A 17062-nucleotide genomic window follows, 5' to 3' on the forward strand; every position below is an offset into this window, starting at 1 on the left:
CGGCTTACGCCGCTCCTACAAGACTATTCGGTCGGCAGCAGCTCGCGCTCGATCAGCCAGCTGCGGGCATCCTCGGCATCCTGCTCAAACCAGGCCTGGGTTGAACCCAGCCGGTAGGTGTAGCCCCAACTGTCCATGTCGGCCATCAGCCGCGCGCTGCCTACGCCGGGCAATTGCCCAGCCAACACGATCTGCAGGTAGCAGGTGGCGTCTTCCTCGGGTACCGAGTCGGTGGCATCGGTATGCACCTGCGCGCGGCGCTCGGGCGGCAGCACGATCAGATGGCAGGACTCGTGCAGCATCGAATGCACAGGAGTGTCGTCGCGCACGTAGACATCGCAGGCAATGATGCCGGCCTCGGGCTCGCCCCAATAACTGCCGGGAATCTTCTTGCCAGCGGCAACATGGTTAAGGCGCAGGCCATGGCGCGCGAGCAGGCTCGCAGCGTCGGTCCACTGAATATCGCCAACGCACAGCACGGGCCGGGTTGGTTCGTTGGCAGGGGTTTCGTTCACGGCTGTTTGAGTCCCGGCGGCCGAGGCCGCCGGGCTGATATCACTTGTCGTCGGGCAGGGCTACGGAAATGTCCAGCACGTCGTTGGCGCCGTCCTTGACCAGGTCCACGCGGACCGCGTCGGCGTCGATGTTGACGTACTTCTTGATCACTTCCAGCAGCTCACGCTGCAGCAGCGGCAGGTAGTCCGGGCCGCCTCGGGTGCTGCGTTCCTGCGCGATGATGATCTGCAGGCGGTTCTTCGCCGTTTCGGCGGTGGTCTTCTTCTGTCTCAGGAAGTCGAGCAGTCCCATGCTTATCCTCCAAACAACTTGCTGAAGAAGCCCTTCTTCTCCACGGTGATGAAGCGCATCGGGCGCTCTTCGCCCAGGATGCGGCTCACGGCGTCATCGTAGGCCTGTCCGGCCGGCGATTCGGTGTCCAGGATGACCGGCTCGCCCTTGTTCGAGGCGTTGAGCACGTCGCCCGATTCGGGGATGACGCCAATGGCCTTGAGCCCCAGCACTTCTTCCACGTCGGTGATGCTCAGCATCTCGCCGCTTTCGACGCGGACCGGGCTGTAGCGGGTCAGCAGCAGGTAGGCCGGCACGGCCTTGCCGGCTTCGGCATTGGCGGTCTTGGAGTCGAGCAGGCCGATGATGCGGTCCGAGTCGCGTACCGAAGACACTTCCGGGTTGACCACGACAACGGCGCGATCAGCGAAGTACATCGCCAGGAACGCGCCCTTCTCGATGCCGGCCGGGGAGTCGCAGATGATGTAGTCGAAGCCGTCGGCGGCCAGGTCCTTGAGGACCTTCTCCACGCCTTCCTTGTTCAGGGCGTCCTTGTCGCGGGTCTGCGAGGCAGCCAGCACGAACAGGTTGTCAAAGCGCTTGTCCTTGATCAGGGCCTGCTTCAGCGTGGCCTCACCGTGGACGACGTTGACGAAGTCGTACACCACCCGGCGCTCGCAGCCCATGATCAGGTCAAGGTTGCGCAGGCCGACGTCGAAGTCGATGACGGCAACTTTCTTGCCGCGCCGCGCGATGCCGCAGGCGATGCTTGCGCTGGAGGTGGTCTTGCCAACGCCACCCTTGCCGGAAGTGACTACGATTATTTCAGCCAAAGGATCTCTCCTGAATGTGGTTGTGAGCTGCGTCAATCCAGCGCAGCAATCATGATCTGGTCCTGTTCCAGCCACACCTGCACGGCCTTGCCGCGCAGGTTGTCCGGAATATCGTCCAGTACCTTATACCGTCCTGCAATCGCGACCAGTTCAGCGTGGAAGTCGCGACAGAAAATGCGTGCGCTGGTGTTGCCCTGGGCACCGGCCAATGCGCGGCCACGCAGCGTACCGTAGATGTGGATGCTGCCGTCGGCGATGACCTCGGCGCCCGCACCTACCGTTGAGAGTACGGTCAGGTCGCAGTTCTCTGCGTAAAGCTGTTGGCCCGAACGCACCGTGCCCAGCTGCATCTTGCCTGGCTGCACTGCGGCACCGTCAGCGGCGGCCGGCGTGGCCGGGGCAGCTACTGCGACTGCGGCGCGTTTGCTCTGCTTGGCAGCTGGCGCTGGCGCCGGTTCTGCTTCGACGGGTTCGTACTGGGCGCGGAACTTGGCCAGTACCGGCAGCCCCAACTGTTGCGACAAAGTCTCTGTCTCGCTGGTGCCATAGGCCAGTGCTACCGGCAGCACGCCGGCGTCGCGCAGGCCGTTGACCAGGCTTTGTGCGGTGGCCAGGTTTGGGAGTTGACTCAAACCGCCAAAATCCAGGATCACCGCCGCGCGACCAAACAGCTTGGGCGCGCGCGCCACGCGTTCGCGCATTTCCTGGGCCAGGCGCTCCACATCGAGGGTGCGGATGCGCAGGTTGGCAATGCCGACCTGCCCGATTTTCAGTTCACCAGCCTGTTCGTAATCCAAATTCACTGCCATCTCAGGTTCCGGTCGGCCGCTGTTGCAGCAGCCGGCGTGTGTTGCCTACCCAGGGAACGTCGGGCAGGTTGTCGCCATAGGTCTCTTTTACCCACTCGTAACTGCACAGATCCTTGAGCAGCATGCTGGCCCGTACATCGACCGAGGGCATGGTGTTCTGGCCGACCTCGCGGAAACCGAAGCTGCCATGGAACAGCAGGGCGGCATCGGCGCCGTGGTCGAGGAAAACCTCGCAGGCCATCTGCGGGTAGCGCAGCTCAGCGTAACTCTGGGCATCGGCGTAGAACGCGCGGCCGACACCACCACCACGGCGGCGGCTGGCCACCACGATGCGGTCGATATAGAAGAAGCTGGGGTAGCGCTGCTGGAACCAGGCGAAGTTGCAGCTGTCATGGGCACTGTTGCTGCCGTAGCCGACCAGAAAACCGGCCATGTTGCCGTCGCGTTCGGCAACCCGGAAGTATTCGGCGGTTTCATAGAAACGGCGGAGCTTGGCTGCATCCAGCGGAAGAATCGCAAGACCAGCGTTGTTGTTCAGTGCCAGGACGGAATCGAGCTCGTGCTCGCGCACGTCGCGGATAACAATCGACATTGTGACTCCGTGGGGTATCGCGGTCGGCCCAAAGGGCTGTGGCGCGATTATCGCATGGGTGGCGTGAGCCGGGCGAGCCACCACCGAAAGTCGCCATGCATGACTTCCGAGGGAGGGCGCTGGGGCGGCCGGGTCCTTACCATGCACGCATGTTGGGATACCTCAGCCATACCCGAGTCCTCCGCCTGGCCGGCCTGTTTACCTGGGCCCTGGTCAGCTTGCCCCTGATCTACACCCAGTACGCGCCGGAGGAAGGCGTGTTGCAGCCTGCCGCCGGGGAGGCGATCTGGCTGTTCGTGGCTTACCTGACCTTTGGAGGCTGCTACTTCTGGCTGACCCGTGGGCTCAATGCCGCCGGCCATACCAGCTGGTACGACCGGCTGGCGCTGCTGTTGCTGACGGTTTCAGCGCTGGTGGTCAGTTATCTGTCCGCCACCGGCCTGGGCAGCATCCTGATGATGGTCGCGGCCGGGGTGATCCCGTGGCTGCTGAGCCGCTGGGTGGGTGTCATCTGGCTGGTATTGAGCCAGCTGGCGGTGTTGCCTGTCTATAACCTGATCCTGGGCCTGCCGCTGTTCGAGGCGCTGCTGCAGTCGCTGCTGTACGGCGGTTTCTCGATGTTCATCTTTGTCACCAGCTTGGTGGCGCGGCAGCAGACCCAGGCGCGCGAGGAGCAGCGACGTTTGAACGCCGAGCTACGCGCCACCCGGCTGCTGCTGGCAGAAAGTGCCCGGGTCAACGAGCGCACCCGTATTTCCCGCGAACTGCACGACCTGCTCGGCCACCACCTGACCGCGCTGAGCCTGAACCTGGAAGTGGCCGGTCATATCACCGAGGGTCAGGCGCAGGAGCACGTACGGCAGGCGCATACCCTGGCCAAGCTGCTGTTGACCGACGTGCGCGAGGCGGTCAGCCAGCTACGCGAGAGTGGGGCAATCGACCTGGCGGCGGCGCTGCGGCCGTTGACCGAGCGGGTGCCGTCGCTGGCCATCCACCTGCAGATCGATGATCCGTTCAGCGTTGAAGATCCCGAGCGCGCCCATGTGCTGCTGCGCTGTACGCAGGAAATCATCACCAATGCGGTGCGCCACGCCGGCGCCCGCAATCTGTGGATCAGTGTTGAGCGGGACGCCGCCCAGGTGGTTATCAGCGCGCATGATGACGGCATCGGTGGCGATTTCGAGGAAATAATGCCCGGCAACGGCTTGCGCGGCATGCGCGAACGGCTGGCGCAGTATGGGGGTGTGCTGGACGTATCGGCACGAAGCGGTGAGGGTTTCCGTCTTCGCGCCAGCCTGCCACTGGTTACCAATATGATGTTGGCTTCAGGGCCACAAGGAGTGAATTGATGATCCGTGTCTGTCTGGTCGACGACCAAACCCTGGTCCGGCAGGGCATCCGTTCGCTGCTGGCGCTGGATGACAGCATCGAGGTGGTAGCCGAAGCCATCGACGGCCGCCAGGCGGTGGAAGTGATTCCGCAGGTGCAGCCCGATGTGGTGCTGATGGATATGCGCATGCCGGTGATGTCCGGGCTGGAAGCACTGCAGACGCTGAGCCGTGCCGGCACGCTGCCGCCTTCGATCATCCTGACCACTTTCGACGATGACCAGCTGGTGCTGGCCGGGCTCAAGGCTGGCGCCAAGGGCTATCTGCTCAAGGATGTGACCCTGGAGCAGCTGGTGGGTGCCATCCGTACCGTGGCAAACGGCGGCTCGCTGGTGCAGCCGGCGGTGACCCAGCGCCTGCTGTCGGGGCTGGAACACATGCGCAACGAGTTCGTCAGCCTGGACCGGCCAGATCCGCTGACCGACCGTGAGACCGAGATCCTGCGGCTGATGGCCAGTGGCTTCTCCAACAAGGAGATCGCCAACTCCCTGGGTGTGGCCGAGGGCACCATCAAGAACCACGTCTCCAACATTCTTTCCAAGTTGGGGGTACGTGACCGCACCCGCGCCGTGCTCAAGGCCTTTGAGCTGCAGTTGGTCTGAGCTGGGTAAGGCTGATATGGCCTGGATGAATGCGGCGCCCGGCGCCGGTGAGGATGCGGCGGGCGATTTGCGGAAAGATGCTTCCGGTACTGGTGCTGGGCACCATTCACAGTGGAAAATAGCGCCGCTACGGACGAAGTACAGTCCAAGCTATCGGCTGAAGGCGCGTAGGGTTGGTGGTTGATACGCTACCCTGCGGCCTATCGATTGAGATAGCGCATTCTGGTAATGGAAACCGGTGCGCCAAATGTGCTGAACAACCTGCGGAAAGCCTGCTAGGATGGGGGCTTCCCTTCAAATCAACCCGGCCGTGGGATCGGCCCCGGAGACTCCTGAATGACCCGTATTATCGAGTTCCTGATCGCTTTGGGGATCGTGGCTGGCCTGTTTGTCCTCATTGGCGTGTGTCTGCCGGGCGAGCGCCACATTACTGAAAGCATCGAAACCAATCGCAAGATGACGATCGTGTATGACACGGTCAACAGCCTGCGCCGCTTCAAGGATTGGAATCCGCTTGTGCTGCGCGACAAAGCCGTGGAGCTGAAGTTCAGCGGCCCGGACGCCGGCAAGGGCGCCCGTATGGACTATGCCTCCAAGGACCTGGGCCAGGGCAGCTGGGAAATCACCGATAGCGAAAAGAACAAGCGCGTCGTGATTGCCATCGAAGATCCGACCCGCGGTAGCGACAAGGTGACCTCGTTCACGCTCGAGCCGACCGGCAAGAACGATCGCAACGTCAAGATCACCCAGGACTACAGCGTCAAGTACGGTTTCGACCTGTTTGGTCGTTACGCCGGCCTGTACGTCAGCCGTCACATCGGTGACGACCTGAAGCTGGGTCTGTCGCGCATGGCCAACATGCTGGCCTCGGTGCCGAACGTTGACTACGCCGCTGCCGAAGCACCGCTGACTGACCTGAAGGTTGTCCAGGTGCCGGCTGAGAACCTGCTGGTGGTCAACGCCGGTAACATCGATCGCAACAACGATGCCATCCAGAAGTCGATTGACGACAACATGGAATGGATCAAGCGCACGATGGATGCCAATGGTCTGGTTGCTGCTGGTCCGGTGCGTATCGTCACCACCGATTTCGGTGCTGAGAAGTACGCCTTCGACGTGGCTTTGCCGGTTCGCAAGGGCAGCGCTGCTGCTCCGGCTGCCGACAAGAAGGACGGCGAAGCTGCCGCTCCGGCCGTTGCTGCCGCACCGGTTGCTGCTGGTGATGCGCCTGAGCTGAGCGTCAAGATCCCCGCGGGCAACCCGGTGACCTACGTGCATGCCGCGCCGCACCGTGCCGCATCTGCTTCCTACACCGGCCACATGGCTGGCCTGGACCTGGCCCGTAACGGCCTGCGTGCATGGGCTACCACCACCGGTAACGAAGTTGTCGATCGTCCGTATGAGTCGTGGAAGGGTGGTGTGGCCAAGGCCTTCACCGTCGATGGTTCCTACGACCTGTACTGGGCGGTCAAGTAATCATCGGTTGTTGTCGATGATCTGATCGAGAAAACGCGCCGCTTCCAGCGGCGCGTTTTTTTTATGGACAGCGTTTACGGGATTGATTGGAGAGCGAGATGTTGGGAGTGGAACGGCGTACGCGTAAACCCTCGTTTCTGGCCTTCTGCGGCGGCCTGTTGGCGGCGGCGGCAATCGGCTTGTCGGCCTATGCCTCACATGGGGTGAGCGAGGCGCTGGCGCAGTCGCATCTGAACACCGCGGCCTTGTACGCGTTTGGCCACGGCGTGGTGCTGGTGGGATTGGGTGCGTCCTCGGTGAACCAGTTGGGTCGAGGTGCGCTGTATGTATTGCTGGTTGGTACCTTGTTGTTCTCCGGCAGCCTGGTCGGCAATGTGCTGATGCAGTGGCCGACGACGCTGGCACCGGCCGGTGGCATCACCTTGATGGGCGGTTGGGTGCTGCTGGCACTCAGTGCCTTGCGCCGCTGAGTCATGCCCCGCTACCGGCGCGGCTTCGATGTCGATGATGCGCAGGCGCACCTGCAGCGGGTGGACAAGCGTCTGGCCGGCTGGATGCGCCGGGTTGGACCGTTGCCAGCGCCGCAAGGCTGGGCGCGTTCGTTCGATCCGGTAGATGCGTTGGCGCGGGCTATCCTGTTCCAGCAGCTCAGTGGCAAGGCCGCCTCGACGATAGTCGGGCGGGTGGAAACAGCAATTGGCGGCAAGCGTCTGCATGCCGCAAGTCTTGATCTGATTGATGACTCTGGTCTGCGCGCTTGTGGTGTATCCGGCAACAAGGCCTTGGCGCTACGCGACCTGGCCCGGCGCGAGAGCGCGGGTGAACTGCCGAGCCTACGGCAGATGTCGGTGATGGATCATCAGGCCATCACCGACGCCTTGGTGGCGGTGCGCGGCATTGGCCGCTGGACCGTGGAGATGATGTTGATGTTCCGCCTCGGCCGCCCCGACATCCTGCCTGTCGATGACCTGGGTATCCGCAAAGGCGCTCAGCGCGTGGATGGCAGCGAGACGATGCTGACGCCCAAGGCCCTGGCCGAGCGCGGCGAGCGCTGGGGCCCTTACCGCACCTGGGCCAGCCTGTATCTATGGCGCATCGCCGATTTCAGCACCGAGCCCAAGCAGAAGACCAATCGCTCGCAGGACTGAGTGGCAACGTTATGGAGGCCGCTCTTTTTGTAGGAGCGGCGTAAGCCACGAAGCCGGTAGATCTTCAGAACAGAAAATCCGTGCCTGCACGAGAGCGCTGGTTTTTGGCTTCGTGCTGGACGCCGGCCCAGAGTGCGGTGTCACGCGGCGGCCCAGTTGCCGCCTGCTTCGCGGCTGACCCCGCTCCTACCGCCGCACCTACAGCGACGCAGCGCTGCGATAACACCAGTGCCAGGGCTCGTAGACGATGCCGTGTGGGTTGTTGCGCGGGTAGCTCATGTGGAAGCCGAAACCTGCTGCGCGTTGCTGCAGCCAGGTGAACCCGGCAGTCTGCTCGAAGGATTCCTCGGCCGGCGGCTCGCCCGGTGTGCTGATGTCCAGTGCGTCACCGCCGTGGTGCTCGCTGTAGCCGGGGGCGGCGTTGACGGTGAGGATCTCGTCCACGCTCAGGCCGCGCGCCAGCTTGCGTTCAAAAATACCGAGCTGATAGTCATGGCTGCGATAGCCGGAGATCGCATCCAGCGCGACGCCATCAATGGCGGCTGCCTGCTGCATGCGCTGCCAGCCGCGCGCTGCACCGCCGGTCAACCAGAGCGGACGACGGTAGCGATCAAAACCGGCCAGGCGCAGATGCGCCGGTTCAGCGACCAGCGGCAATCCGGTTTGTGCGGCATAGGCGTCGGCATCCAGATCCAGTTGCTGCAGATGCAGATGCAGCTGATGTAGCGGCAGGCTGCCGCTCGGCGGTGGAATACGCGATGGCTGCGTGCGCAGGGCTTCCAGCGCGGTCAACGCAAAGTCGATGCCGGGCTCGTCCGCCAGCCGGGTCACCAGGGGCATCAGTCCACCATGCAGCTGCGCAGCCAGATAACGGCCATCGCGCTTGCGGCGTAGTACGTGCGTTGCTCGTGCCAGTACGCGGGCATCGTCACTGCTGCGTGCACGCAGCAGGCCGCCTGGCCAGATTTCGATGTCGGGTGTGTTGAGCAGGATGTGGGGAGCGTTGCGCATGCGGCCAGCTTAGGCCCGTGCACCGCTGTCGGCCAGTCGCCTGAGTTCATCCAGCAGGGCGCGCGGCTGCTCGGGGCTGACCAGCACGCTGTTGCCGTCGCGCAGTGGGATCACCAGCACGCGGCTGTCGTCGGTGATCAGGCAGAACGCCTTGCCGCCACCCTTCATGTGGAAGTGGCCGGCGCGGAATCCGGGAAACTGGAAGCCATTGGATTTCATGCCCGGCTTGAAGTCTGGGTTTTCGGCGAAATTGACCACGCGCGCACGGTCGAGCCACATCGAGCTCAGTGGCACCCGCCGCGTGTACAGCGTGGCAGCGATGGTCAGTTGCTGCGGTTCTACGCGCAGCTCGCGGCGCCGGTAAGCCAGGGTCAATGCGACACCGACCAGCGGCAGTACCAGCCAGCCGCCCCAGGAGTTGAACGAGCCGTTCAACGGCGGCTTGCCCGCGAACAGTTGGATCAGGGGATCAATGCTGAGTACCAGCAGCATCGGCGACCACAACCAGAACAACAGCGAGCTGGTCGGTGCAGCGACCTTGAACGGTGCTGATGCAGTGGTGGTGTTGCGACCGCTCATGGCCGTGCCTTGATCCATTGTGCGATGTCGTTGATCAGCGCTGCATCGACGTGGCCCGGGCGTGCGTACTCTTCCAATGAGCCCTTGCCTTCCCCTGCGATGCCGAGGTGATTGAGCGCCGGGTAGTGCTGCAAGCGGTAGCGTTCGCCTTGCAACCCCTTGTTCCACAGCTGCCAATCGGCATCGATCACCTGGAAGTCACGACCGCCTTGCAACAACAGCACCGGCAGCTTGCTGGCGCGCGCATCGGCGATGGGGTCAACGGCTTCCAACTGCTGCCAGAACCGTCCGGGGACTTCCATCAAGCGGGCGTCCGGATTGCTGCGCACTGCAGCGATGGCTGCATCCAGCGCAGTGAGTTGGGCTTGGTCCTCGGCGCTGATCGTACCGTCCAGGCCGAGCATGTAGCGGTTCTGTTCGGCCAGCAGGTCGAGGATGGGGCGCGCAGGTGCGGCGAGCAGCACCAGCCCAGCCAGCTTGCCATTGGCGGCCTTGGCGATGCGTCCGGCCAGCAATCCACCTTGGCTGTGACCCAGCAGGTAGATGTGGCGAGGATCGATGTTGGCGCCGGTTGCCAGCGCGCTTACCGCAGCGACTGCATCGTCGATAGTTTCGTCATCGATGCTGAAGCTGCCTTTGAAATCCTGTGGACGCGCGTGGCTGCGTTTTTCGTAGCGCAGCACGGCAATGCCCTGCGCTGCCAGACCGCGCGCTATGTCCAGGAACGGACGATTGGGGCCGATGGTTTCATCGCGGTCCTGCGGGCCGGAGCCGTGCACCAGCACGATGGCAGGGAAGGGGCCTTTGCCCTTGGGCAGGGTCAGGGTGCCCGGCAGTGGCGCGCTGCCGCTGCCAGTAGCTGGCACGTTGAAGTCCTGTTCGATGAAACTGGCATCAGCGGCAGGCGGTGGTGCCGGTGCGGCGGTTGCTGGCTGCACCAGGAAGCCGGCAACCTTGTCGTCCTTGTCCAGCACGATACGTGCCTGCAGGGCGCCATTGGCGTAACGCAGTGGAATGACGACGATGCGGAAGCCGTCGGCTTCGCTGGTTGCAGCTTCGCCACGTGGACCAGCTGCGCCCATCTGCGCGGGCAGCGACTCCCATACCGCCTTGAGCTTGTCTGCCGGTACTGCTGCTTTCATCTGTGCCGAAAAGTCAGCTTCGGCAGCCGTGTACTGGCCAGCATCAAGCCGGTCCAGTAGCTGGTTGGCCAAGCTGGCCGGGTCGGCAGCATGTGCGCTGCCGGCGAGGGAAAGAATCGCTGCTGTGATCAATCCGCTCAAGGCTTTCATCACAGTGCCTTCTTGAAAACCAGGGTGGGGGTGGAGATGGTTGGTGTGGCGTGGACCACGTTGACCAGCTCCCAGCCAAGCCGGCCTTGCTTGTCCAGTTCTTCCTGCAATGCCTCTGCCTTGAAGCTGCCCATCAGGGTGGTTTTCAGTTCGACGACGAGGTATTTCCACTGCGTGCTCATTGCTCTTCCTTGGGTTCTTGCTCAGGTTTGGGGAGGCGCCCGGCCTTGCGCAGGGCGTCGCGGATCACATACTCGATCTGCGCGTTGAGGCTGCGCAGCTCGTCATCGGCCCAGCGCTGGGTCGCGGCCAGAACATCAGCGTTGATGCGCAGCGGATAGGCCTTCTTCTCGCTCACCGGCGGGGTGCTCCGTTGTTGCCGCGACGTAGATGCAGCACCAGCGAAATGCCCAGCGCATTGACCGCCACCACCAGCGCGATGATCACGCCGTAGGCGATGTTGCGGTTGTCACCGGCCAGGTAGACGCCGGTGGCAGCCACGAACATGCACAGCGCGATCAAGGCCCAGCGCAGGCCCAGCCCGCGTGCGTGTGCGGTGCCGGGGCGCCCGCTCCACACCGCGAAGCAAAGAGCGGGGATGCCGGTGGCGGCGATGATCAGGGGGGCGAAAACATTCACTACGATTACCTCATTACATTGTTCAGTACAGCGAACCGGCGTTGACGATCGGCTGGGTGCCACGGTCCGAGCACAGCACGGTCAACAGGTTGCTGACCATGTGCGCCTTGCGCTCTTCGTCGAGGGTGACGACGGCGTTCTTCTGCAGTTCCAGCAGTGCCATCTCAACCATGCCGACGGCGCCGGCGACGATCTGCGTGCGTGCGGCGATCACTGCGCTGGCCTGCTGGCGTTGCAGCATGGCCTGGGCGATTTCCGGTGCGTAGGCGAGGTGGCTGATGCGGGCATCAAGTACCTGCACGCCGGCATCGGCCAGGCGCTCGGCCAGTTCGTCCTTCAGGTGCTGGGAGATCTCGGCGGCGTGGCTGCGCAGCGCAAGCTGGCCTTCGGTGTGCTGGTCGTAGGGATAGCTGGTTGCCATCGCGCGCAGCGCCGACTCGGACTGGATGTGCACGAAGCTCTCGTAGTCGTCGACGTTGTAGACCGCTTCGGAAGCATCGACCACCTGCCAGACGATGACCGCGGCGATTTCAATCGGCGAGCCGTCCAGTTCATTGACCTTGAGCTTGCCACTTTCAAAGTTGCGCACGCGCTGGCTGACGGCGCGTTTGCTGAAGAACGGGTTGTTCCAGCGCAGGCCGTTTTCCTTGACCGTACCGACGTATTTGCCGAACAGGCTGATCACGGCCACCTGGTTGGGCTGGACCATGTACAGGCCGCAGCTGAGGAAGATGCCGACGATCACCAGCACGATGCCGCCGAGCACCATCGGCCCGCCGCCACCGGTGCCATTCTTGGTGACGACGATCGCTGCGATGATTGCGATGGCGCCCGCAAGCATCATCAGGAGGGTGCCAAGCAGGGTGGGAATGCCGGTCATGGAACCGATGGACTTCTCTTTCATGGCACATCTTCCGTGGTAGTTGATGTGAAAGATATCAAATTGATATCAACATGCAAGTGGTTCTGTCATTGGGACGTAGCCCGAGCAGGACCCGGGTAAGCGCCGTCGCTCCAGCGGCTAGTGCGGGCCACCTCATCGCCGCTGCGCCATTCCGCCCATTCCCCGGGTCCGCTGCTGCTTATCCCGGCTACGGGACCGCCCCTCCGTGGCCCGGCTTGCCTAGAATATGCATCCTCTTTAGCGCCCTCCCGGACCTGCCTGATGATCACCCTCGGTACCCCGCTGTCCCCATCCGCCACCCGCGTACTGCTGCTTGGTTCGGGCGAACTGGGCAAGGAAGTGGCCATCGAGCTGCAGCGCTTCGGGGTGGAAGTGATCGCCGCCGACCGTTACGCCAATGCCCCGGCCATGCAGGTCGCGCATCGCAGCCACGTGTTGGACATGCTCGACCCGGCCGCGCTGAAGGCGCTGATCGCGCAGGAGCAGCCGCATCTGGTGGTGCCGGAGATCGAGGCCATCCACACCGAGACACTGGTGCAGCTGGAAGCCGAGCAGGGCCTGCGGGTGATCCCGACTGCGCGTGCCGCGCGCCTGACCATGGACCGTGAAGGCATCCGCCGCCTGGCCGCGGAAACCCTGGGCCTGCCGACTTCGCCCTATCGCTTTGTCGATACCGAAGCCGAGTACCGCGAAGCCGTCGCCACCATCGGCCTGCCGTGCGTGGTCAAGCCGGTAATGTCGTCCTCCGGCAAGGGCCAGAGCACACTGCGCAGCGAAGCCGACATCGGCCCAGCCTGGGAGTACGCGCAGACCGGCGGCCGCGCCGGTGCCGGCCGTTGCATCGTCGAAGGCTTCATCGACTTTGACTACGAGATCACTCTACTGACCGTGCGCCACGCCGGCGGCACTGCATTCTGCGATCCGGTTGGTCACCTGCAGAAGGACGGCGACTACCGCGAAAGCTGGCAGCCGCAGGCGATGTCGGCCAAGGCGCTGGACGGCGCGCAGCAGATTGCCCGCGCCATCACCGAGGACCTGGGGGGGTGGGGCCTGTTCGGTGTCGAGTTGTTCGTGAAGGGCGATGCGGTGTGGTTCAGCGAAGTCTCGCCGCGTCCGCACGATACCGGTCTGGTGACCTTGGTATCGCAGGAGCTGAGCGAGTTCGCACTGCATGCACGCGCCATTCTTGGCCTGCCGATCCCGGGCATCCGTCACAACGGTGCATCGGCATCGTGCGCGATGTTGGCGCAGGGCAATGGCGTGCCGTTCTTCAGCAACGTCGCCGAAGCACTGATCCATCCGGACTCGGCGCTACGCCTGTTTGGCAAGCCGATGGTGCAGGGCCAGCGTCGCGTCGGTGTGACCTTGGCACGGGCTGCCGATGTGGATCAGGCGCGTGCGATCGCGCGTGATGCGGCAGCGGCGATTGGAATTGAATTGCGCTGAGCGCTCTGCTCCCTCCCTTTGCCGTAGGCAAGGGGAGGGTTGGGGAGGGGGAGTGCTTCGCCGCTCTGATGCATTTCCCACGCCAGCAGTTAGTCGCGAGCTTGTGGGAGCGGCGTAAGCCGCGAAGCTGGCAATGTTGCAGTAGCGGGATGCATCGTCATCTGATGATCTATCAGCTTCGCGGCTAATGCCGCTCCCACAAAGTCGAATACAAAAAAAACGCCGGCTTAGCCGGCGTTTTTTTTACTTCACATCCACCCAGACAAGATGGTGGTCGCTGCCATCGGCTATCTTCGCCTCCGGGCTTTCATTGGCCGGCCAGAACACCCCGCTGCCGATGTAGCTCAGGCCGGTGGAGGGCAGCACGTAGTCCAGGCGCATCGTGCCCGAGCGTGGGCCAAAATCGCCGGTGGCATGCTGCGGCGCGCCGCGACGGACGATGCCTTTCTCTGCATAGGCCAGGCTGGTCTGCTCAGCACCAACGCTGCTTGGGGTCGGGTAGCGCAGTACGCGCGGATGTTCCAGCAGTTCGAGGATGGCATCGTGGCGGCCGTCGCCGTCGGCTGGATCATTGTTCAGATCGCCAACGATGACGAAGCGCGCATCGGCAGCCAGGCCACCGCATGTGCCCTTGTCATCGCACAGCCACGGCTTGTCGCCGCCATCCAGATACTCCTTCCACAGCCGCAGTTCGTCGTGATTGCGGGCGGCGTTGCGCTTTTCCTTGCCATCGAACACCGGCGGGGTGGGGTGCGATGCCAGCACATGCACGGTGCCCAGCGGGGTGCGCACCGGCACGTCCCAATGCGACTTGGACGACAGCCGCAGCTGCGACCACACCGCATCCGGCCAGAATGATTTGCCGGTAGTTGGCTCGATCGGACGCAGCGCACCGGGCATGGTGCTCCACTTCAATAGCTGGAAGGTGCGTACGGCGGCTTCATCAATCGGGTACTTGGACAGCACCAGCATGCCGTACTGGCCCGGGTGCAGGCCGTAGCCCCAAGCGTCGTTGCCGCGCTCGCGGCCCTTGCCGCCGACGGTGCCGTTGTTGTCCAGGTCCAGGCCGCTGGGCACGCCGGTGTTGACCGGGGCCAGGTAGCGGTAAGGGTACTTCAGCGCTTCGCCGCCGCCGGGCTGGGCGACTTCCAGATAGCGTTGCTGGAACAGGTCGGCGGCGCGGTGCGCGTCGTCGAAATCGAATTCGTTGAGCAGGACCAGATCCGGCCGCGTCTGCTGCAGCACAGCAGCGATCTTGCGCGCGTGCGCGCTGTCGCCCTGCAGTTCACGGATCAGGCCGCCTTCCTCCTCGGAGTACAGGGAGGTGTTGTAGGTTGCCAGCCGCAGCTGGGCAGGCGGGCTGGCGCTGCCGCTGGGCGAGGTGGAGCAGGCTGCCAGCAGCAGGGTCATCGGGGCGAGTAGGGTTGAGATGCGCATCCGCTTATTTTCTCACGTCACCATGACGATAAGGCGAAAACAAGAACGCCCCGCAAGCGGGGCGTCCTCAGACAGTGCGGCAACGTTGCTTAGAACGTGCAGCCCATCGCGCCGAAGCTGGTCTTGGCCTGTTCCAGCGCGGTCTTGCACTGGTTGGCCAGCCCGGTCTTGTCGGTCACGCCTGCCCAGGCGCTACGCGACTGCTCGATACCCTGCTTCATCATGTCGCGCTGGGCTTCGGGAACCTTGTCGCTGATGCATGCGTAGACCTTTTCCAGGTACTGGTCGCACTCTGCAACGCCGGTGCCGGCCTTGACGGTGTCGGTGGCCGGAGCCGGGGTGACTTCAGCTGCAGCTGTTGCCGGGGCAGCGGCCGGGGTGGCTGCCGGTGCGTCGGTGGCCGGAGTTTCGGCCTTCTTGCAGCCGGCGAGGGCCAGGGTGCCAATTGCAGCCAGAATCAAAAATTGGGTCTTCACGCATTACTCCTGTTGAATGGATACTTCCTTGCGCCATCACGGTGCGCGATGACATTCCTATTTTGCATAAATCCCGGTTAAATATGTATAAAAGCGCGTCACAATTGAGCAGCTTCTCAATCACGGCAGGCCGTTGCGGTTGCCCTGGCCGTCCTGCACCCAGCGCTTGCCGTCGAAATACTCCAGCGGATGGAAGCGGCGTTTGTAATCCATCTTACGGTGGCCGTTGATCCAATAGCCCAGATACAAATGCGGTAAGCCGTTGCGCTGCGCCCAGGCAATCTGTTGCAGGATGCCGAAGGTGCCGAGGCTGCGTTTTTCCTGGTCAGGATCAAAGAATGTATAGACCGCCGACAGGCCGAGGTCAGTGACGTCGGTGACGGCGACGGCCAGTAGTTGCCCGCGTTTGCCGGCCGCACCGGGCGTGCGTATTTCCATGAAGCGACCGTGTGACCAGCTGCCGATCAGGAATTGGTCGAACTCATGCGGGCCGTGTTCGTCCATGCCGCCCTTGGCATGGCGGTGGGACAGGTAGCGTTGATACAGCGCGAACTGCTCGTCGGTACGCTCGGCCGGCAGAATCCGGCATTGCAGGTCGGCGTTATGCGCCAGGCAGCGGCGCTGGCTGCGGTCCGGGTTGAAGCGCTCCACAGGTATGCGCACCGGCACGCAGGCGCGGCAGCCTTCGCAGTGCGGGCGGTAGACCAGGTCGCCGGAGCGGCGGAAGCCCCAGGTCAACGCCATCGGGTAAAGCGCACCCAGGCGCTCGTCCTGGGGGTCCAGCACAAGGTCGCGCGCCTGCCGTTCCGGCCAATAGCCACAGGGGTGCTCGCCGGTCTGGAACAGGCGCAGTTCTTCGTTGTTTTCGCCGTGGGCTGCCATGTGCACAGCATAGCGGTGGCGCGTCGCAAAACCTGCGCCTGTCTGCGTGATGAATATCGCCGTTGTACAGGTCAACCGAGTCGCTGGCTGGTGCGTTGACCGTAGCGAGGACGCAATGCCGCGTCCGCTGTCTCACCACGGAGCCACACCATGACCCAGACCCACCGCAAACCTCTCCTCCTGCTGGCGATGCTGCTGGCCACCTCGGCGACCGGCTTGGCAATAGCGGCTTCACCAACCAGCCCGAGCCCGGCGCCGCAGCGTCTGGATACCAACAACGATGGCGTGGTTGATCGTCAGGAAGCGGCGGCGAATCCGCGTCTGGCACAGCGTTTTGACGAGCTGGACAAGAACAAGGACGGCAAGCTGTCACGCGAGGAAATGGCGCAGGCGCGTCATGGCGGGCGTCACGGCGGTGATCGCCATGGCGGACATCGCGGTCAGCGCGATGGCGGCTTCATGCGCGCCATGGATACCAACCACGATGGCCGCGTCAGTGCCGCCGAGTACCAGGCGTACTTCACCCGCATGGACGTCAACAAGGACGGCTACATCGACCAGGCTGATCGTCAGGCCCGTGCTGAGCAGCGCCGTGCCGAGTGGTTCGCCAAGGCTGATACCAACAAGGATGGCAAGTTGAGCCCGGCCGAACTGGAGGCCGCGCGCAAGGACGGTCACCGCGATCATCGTGGCCCGCGCGGCCCGATGCCGCCGCAGACTCCGGCTGCGAAGTAAGTTCCCGGAAAGGCACCGATCGACGAC

General features: G+C 63.6%; 22 protein-coding genes. 7 read left to right on the plus strand and 15 right to left on the minus strand.

Features of this window, described 5'->3' with window-relative positions:
• Positions 1-23: 23 nt before the first annotated feature.
• Genes ACVOMB_RS13025 through ACVOMB_RS13045 form a run of 5 tightly spaced genes read right to left on the minus strand, consistent with a single transcriptional unit; the run spans position 24 to position 3020 of the window.
• Positions 24-515: a hypothetical protein gene (locus ACVOMB_RS13025; RefSeq protein ID WP_481531564.1), complete on the minus strand. Its 492-nt coding sequence runs from the start codon at positions 513-515 to the stop codon at positions 24-26.
• 40 nt (positions 516-555) lie between these two features.
• Positions 556-807 carry a cell division topological specificity factor MinE gene (gene minE, locus ACVOMB_RS13030; protein ID WP_057630107.1) on the minus strand — a complete coding sequence of 84 codons (252 nt, stop codon included), beginning with the start codon at positions 805-807 and terminating at the stop codon, positions 556-558.
• Between the two features lie 2 nt (positions 808-809).
• On the minus strand, positions 810-1619 hold the full coding sequence (minD, locus tag ACVOMB_RS13035; protein ID WP_481517372.1) for a septum site-determining protein MinD: 810 nt from the start codon (positions 1617-1619) through the stop codon (positions 810-812).
• A gap of 32 nt (positions 1620-1651) precedes the next feature.
• The gene (gene minC, locus ACVOMB_RS13040) at positions 1652-2428 is read right to left on the minus strand and encodes a septum site-determining protein MinC (RefSeq protein WP_481531565.1); all 777 of its coding nucleotides are present in this window, start codon (positions 2426-2428) and stop codon (positions 1652-1654) included.
• 1 nt (position 2429) lies between these two features.
• Positions 2430-3020, minus strand: coding sequence for a GNAT family N-acetyltransferase (locus ACVOMB_RS13045; RefSeq protein ID WP_057630113.1), 591 nt, complete (start codon positions 3018-3020; stop codon positions 2430-2432).
• 149 nt (positions 3021-3169) lie between these two features.
• Between ACVOMB_RS13045 and ACVOMB_RS13050 the strand changes: the two genes are divergently transcribed.
• The 5 genes from ACVOMB_RS13050 to ACVOMB_RS13070 all read left to right on the plus strand — a co-directional run bounded on the left by ACVOMB_RS13050 (position 3170) and on the right by ACVOMB_RS13070 (position 7634).
• A complete protein-coding gene (locus tag ACVOMB_RS13050; protein WP_481531566.1) occupies positions 3170-4369 on the plus strand; it encodes a sensor histidine kinase in 1200 nt (399 codons plus the stop codon).
• The gene (locus tag ACVOMB_RS13055) at positions 4369-5010 is read left to right on the plus strand and encodes a response regulator (RefSeq protein WP_057630117.1); all 642 of its coding nucleotides are present in this window, start codon (positions 4369-4371) and stop codon (positions 5008-5010) included. Before ACVOMB_RS13050 ends, ACVOMB_RS13055 begins: the two co-directional genes overlap by 1 nt.
• Positions 5011-5346: 336 nt before the next feature.
• Positions 5347-6486: a polyketide cyclase gene (locus ACVOMB_RS13060; RefSeq protein WP_481531567.1), complete on the plus strand. Its 1140-nt coding sequence runs from the start codon at positions 5347-5349 to the stop codon at positions 6484-6486.
• Positions 6487-6584: 98 nt separating this feature from the next.
• On the plus strand, positions 6585-6956 hold the full coding sequence (locus ACVOMB_RS13065; protein WP_481531568.1) for a DUF423 domain-containing protein: 372 nt from the start codon (positions 6585-6587) through the stop codon (positions 6954-6956).
• A 3-nt stretch (positions 6957-6959) separates the two neighbouring features.
• Positions 6960-7634 (plus strand): DNA-3-methyladenine glycosylase family protein, encoded by a 675-nt coding sequence (locus tag ACVOMB_RS13070; protein ID WP_481531569.1) that lies wholly within the window; start codon positions 6960-6962, stop codon positions 7632-7634.
• A 198-nt stretch (positions 7635-7832) separates the two neighbouring features.
• Here ACVOMB_RS13070 and ACVOMB_RS13075 read toward each other — a convergent pair whose 3' ends face one another.
• Genes ACVOMB_RS13075 through ACVOMB_RS13105 form a run of 7 tightly spaced genes read right to left on the minus strand, consistent with a single transcriptional unit; the run spans position 7833 to position 12059 of the window.
• The gene (locus ACVOMB_RS13075) at positions 7833-8645 is read right to left on the minus strand and encodes a M15 family metallopeptidase (protein WP_481531570.1); all 813 of its coding nucleotides are present in this window, start codon (positions 8643-8645) and stop codon (positions 7833-7835) included.
• Between the two features lie 9 nt (positions 8646-8654).
• Positions 8655-9224, minus strand: a complete 570-nt coding sequence (locus ACVOMB_RS13080) for a PH domain-containing protein (RefSeq protein ID WP_481531571.1) — start codon at positions 9222-9224, stop codon at positions 8655-8657.
• Complete coding sequence (locus ACVOMB_RS13085; protein WP_481531572.1) at positions 9221-10516, minus strand: alpha/beta hydrolase; 1296 nt, start codon at positions 10514-10516, stop codon at positions 9221-9223. The genes ACVOMB_RS13080 and ACVOMB_RS13085 overlap by 4 nt, the downstream gene beginning before the upstream one ends.
• Entirely contained in the window at positions 10516-10698 is a 183-nt protein-coding gene (locus ACVOMB_RS13090) for a DUF4177 domain-containing protein (protein ID WP_481508888.1), read from the minus strand. The genes ACVOMB_RS13085 and ACVOMB_RS13090 overlap by 1 nt, the downstream gene beginning before the upstream one ends.
• Entirely contained in the window at positions 10695-10874 is a 180-nt protein-coding gene (locus ACVOMB_RS13095; protein WP_481531573.1) for a type II toxin-antitoxin system antitoxin, read from the minus strand. Before ACVOMB_RS13095 ends, ACVOMB_RS13090 begins: the two co-directional genes overlap by 4 nt.
• Positions 10871-11155, minus strand: a complete 285-nt coding sequence (locus tag ACVOMB_RS13100; RefSeq protein ID WP_481511105.1) for a hypothetical protein — start codon at positions 11153-11155, stop codon at positions 10871-10873. The genes ACVOMB_RS13095 and ACVOMB_RS13100 overlap by 4 nt, the downstream gene beginning before the upstream one ends.
• Positions 11156-11177: 22 nt before the next feature.
• The gene (locus ACVOMB_RS13105; protein ID WP_481531574.1) at positions 11178-12059 is read right to left on the minus strand and encodes an SPFH domain-containing protein; all 882 of its coding nucleotides are present in this window, start codon (positions 12057-12059) and stop codon (positions 11178-11180) included.
• Between the two features lie 261 nt (positions 12060-12320).
• On the opposite strand from ACVOMB_RS13105, the gene purT reads away from it, so the two are divergent.
• Positions 12321-13505, plus strand: a complete 1185-nt coding sequence (gene purT / locus ACVOMB_RS13110; protein ID WP_481531575.1) for a formate-dependent phosphoribosylglycinamide formyltransferase — start codon at positions 12321-12323, stop codon at positions 13503-13505.
• Between the two features lie 243 nt (positions 13506-13748).
• Here the strand turns inward: purT and ACVOMB_RS13115 are convergent, their stop codons facing one another.
• The 3 genes from ACVOMB_RS13115 to ACVOMB_RS13125 form a co-directional block, all read right to left on the minus strand.
• Positions 13749-14942: an endonuclease/exonuclease/phosphatase family protein gene (locus ACVOMB_RS13115; protein ID WP_481531576.1), complete on the minus strand. Its 1194-nt coding sequence runs from the start codon at positions 14940-14942 to the stop codon at positions 13749-13751.
• 89 nt (positions 14943-15031) lie between these two features.
• A complete protein-coding gene (locus ACVOMB_RS13120) occupies positions 15032-15418 on the minus strand; it encodes a hypothetical protein (RefSeq protein ID WP_481531577.1) in 387 nt (128 codons plus the stop codon).
• A 120-nt stretch (positions 15419-15538) separates the two neighbouring features.
• Positions 15539-16300 (minus strand): arginyltransferase, encoded by a 762-nt coding sequence (locus tag ACVOMB_RS13125; RefSeq protein WP_481531578.1) that lies wholly within the window; start codon positions 16298-16300, stop codon positions 15539-15541.
• Positions 16301-16450: 150 nt separating this feature from the next.
• On the opposite strand from ACVOMB_RS13125, the gene ACVOMB_RS13130 reads away from it, so the two are divergent.
• Positions 16451-17035, plus strand: a complete 585-nt coding sequence (locus ACVOMB_RS13130; RefSeq protein ID WP_481531579.1) for an EF-hand domain-containing protein — start codon at positions 16451-16453, stop codon at positions 17033-17035.
• The last annotated feature ends 27 nt before the right edge of the window (positions 17036-17062 follow it).

It is taken from the genome of Stenotrophomonas sp. STEN018 (genome assembly GCF_056760235.1).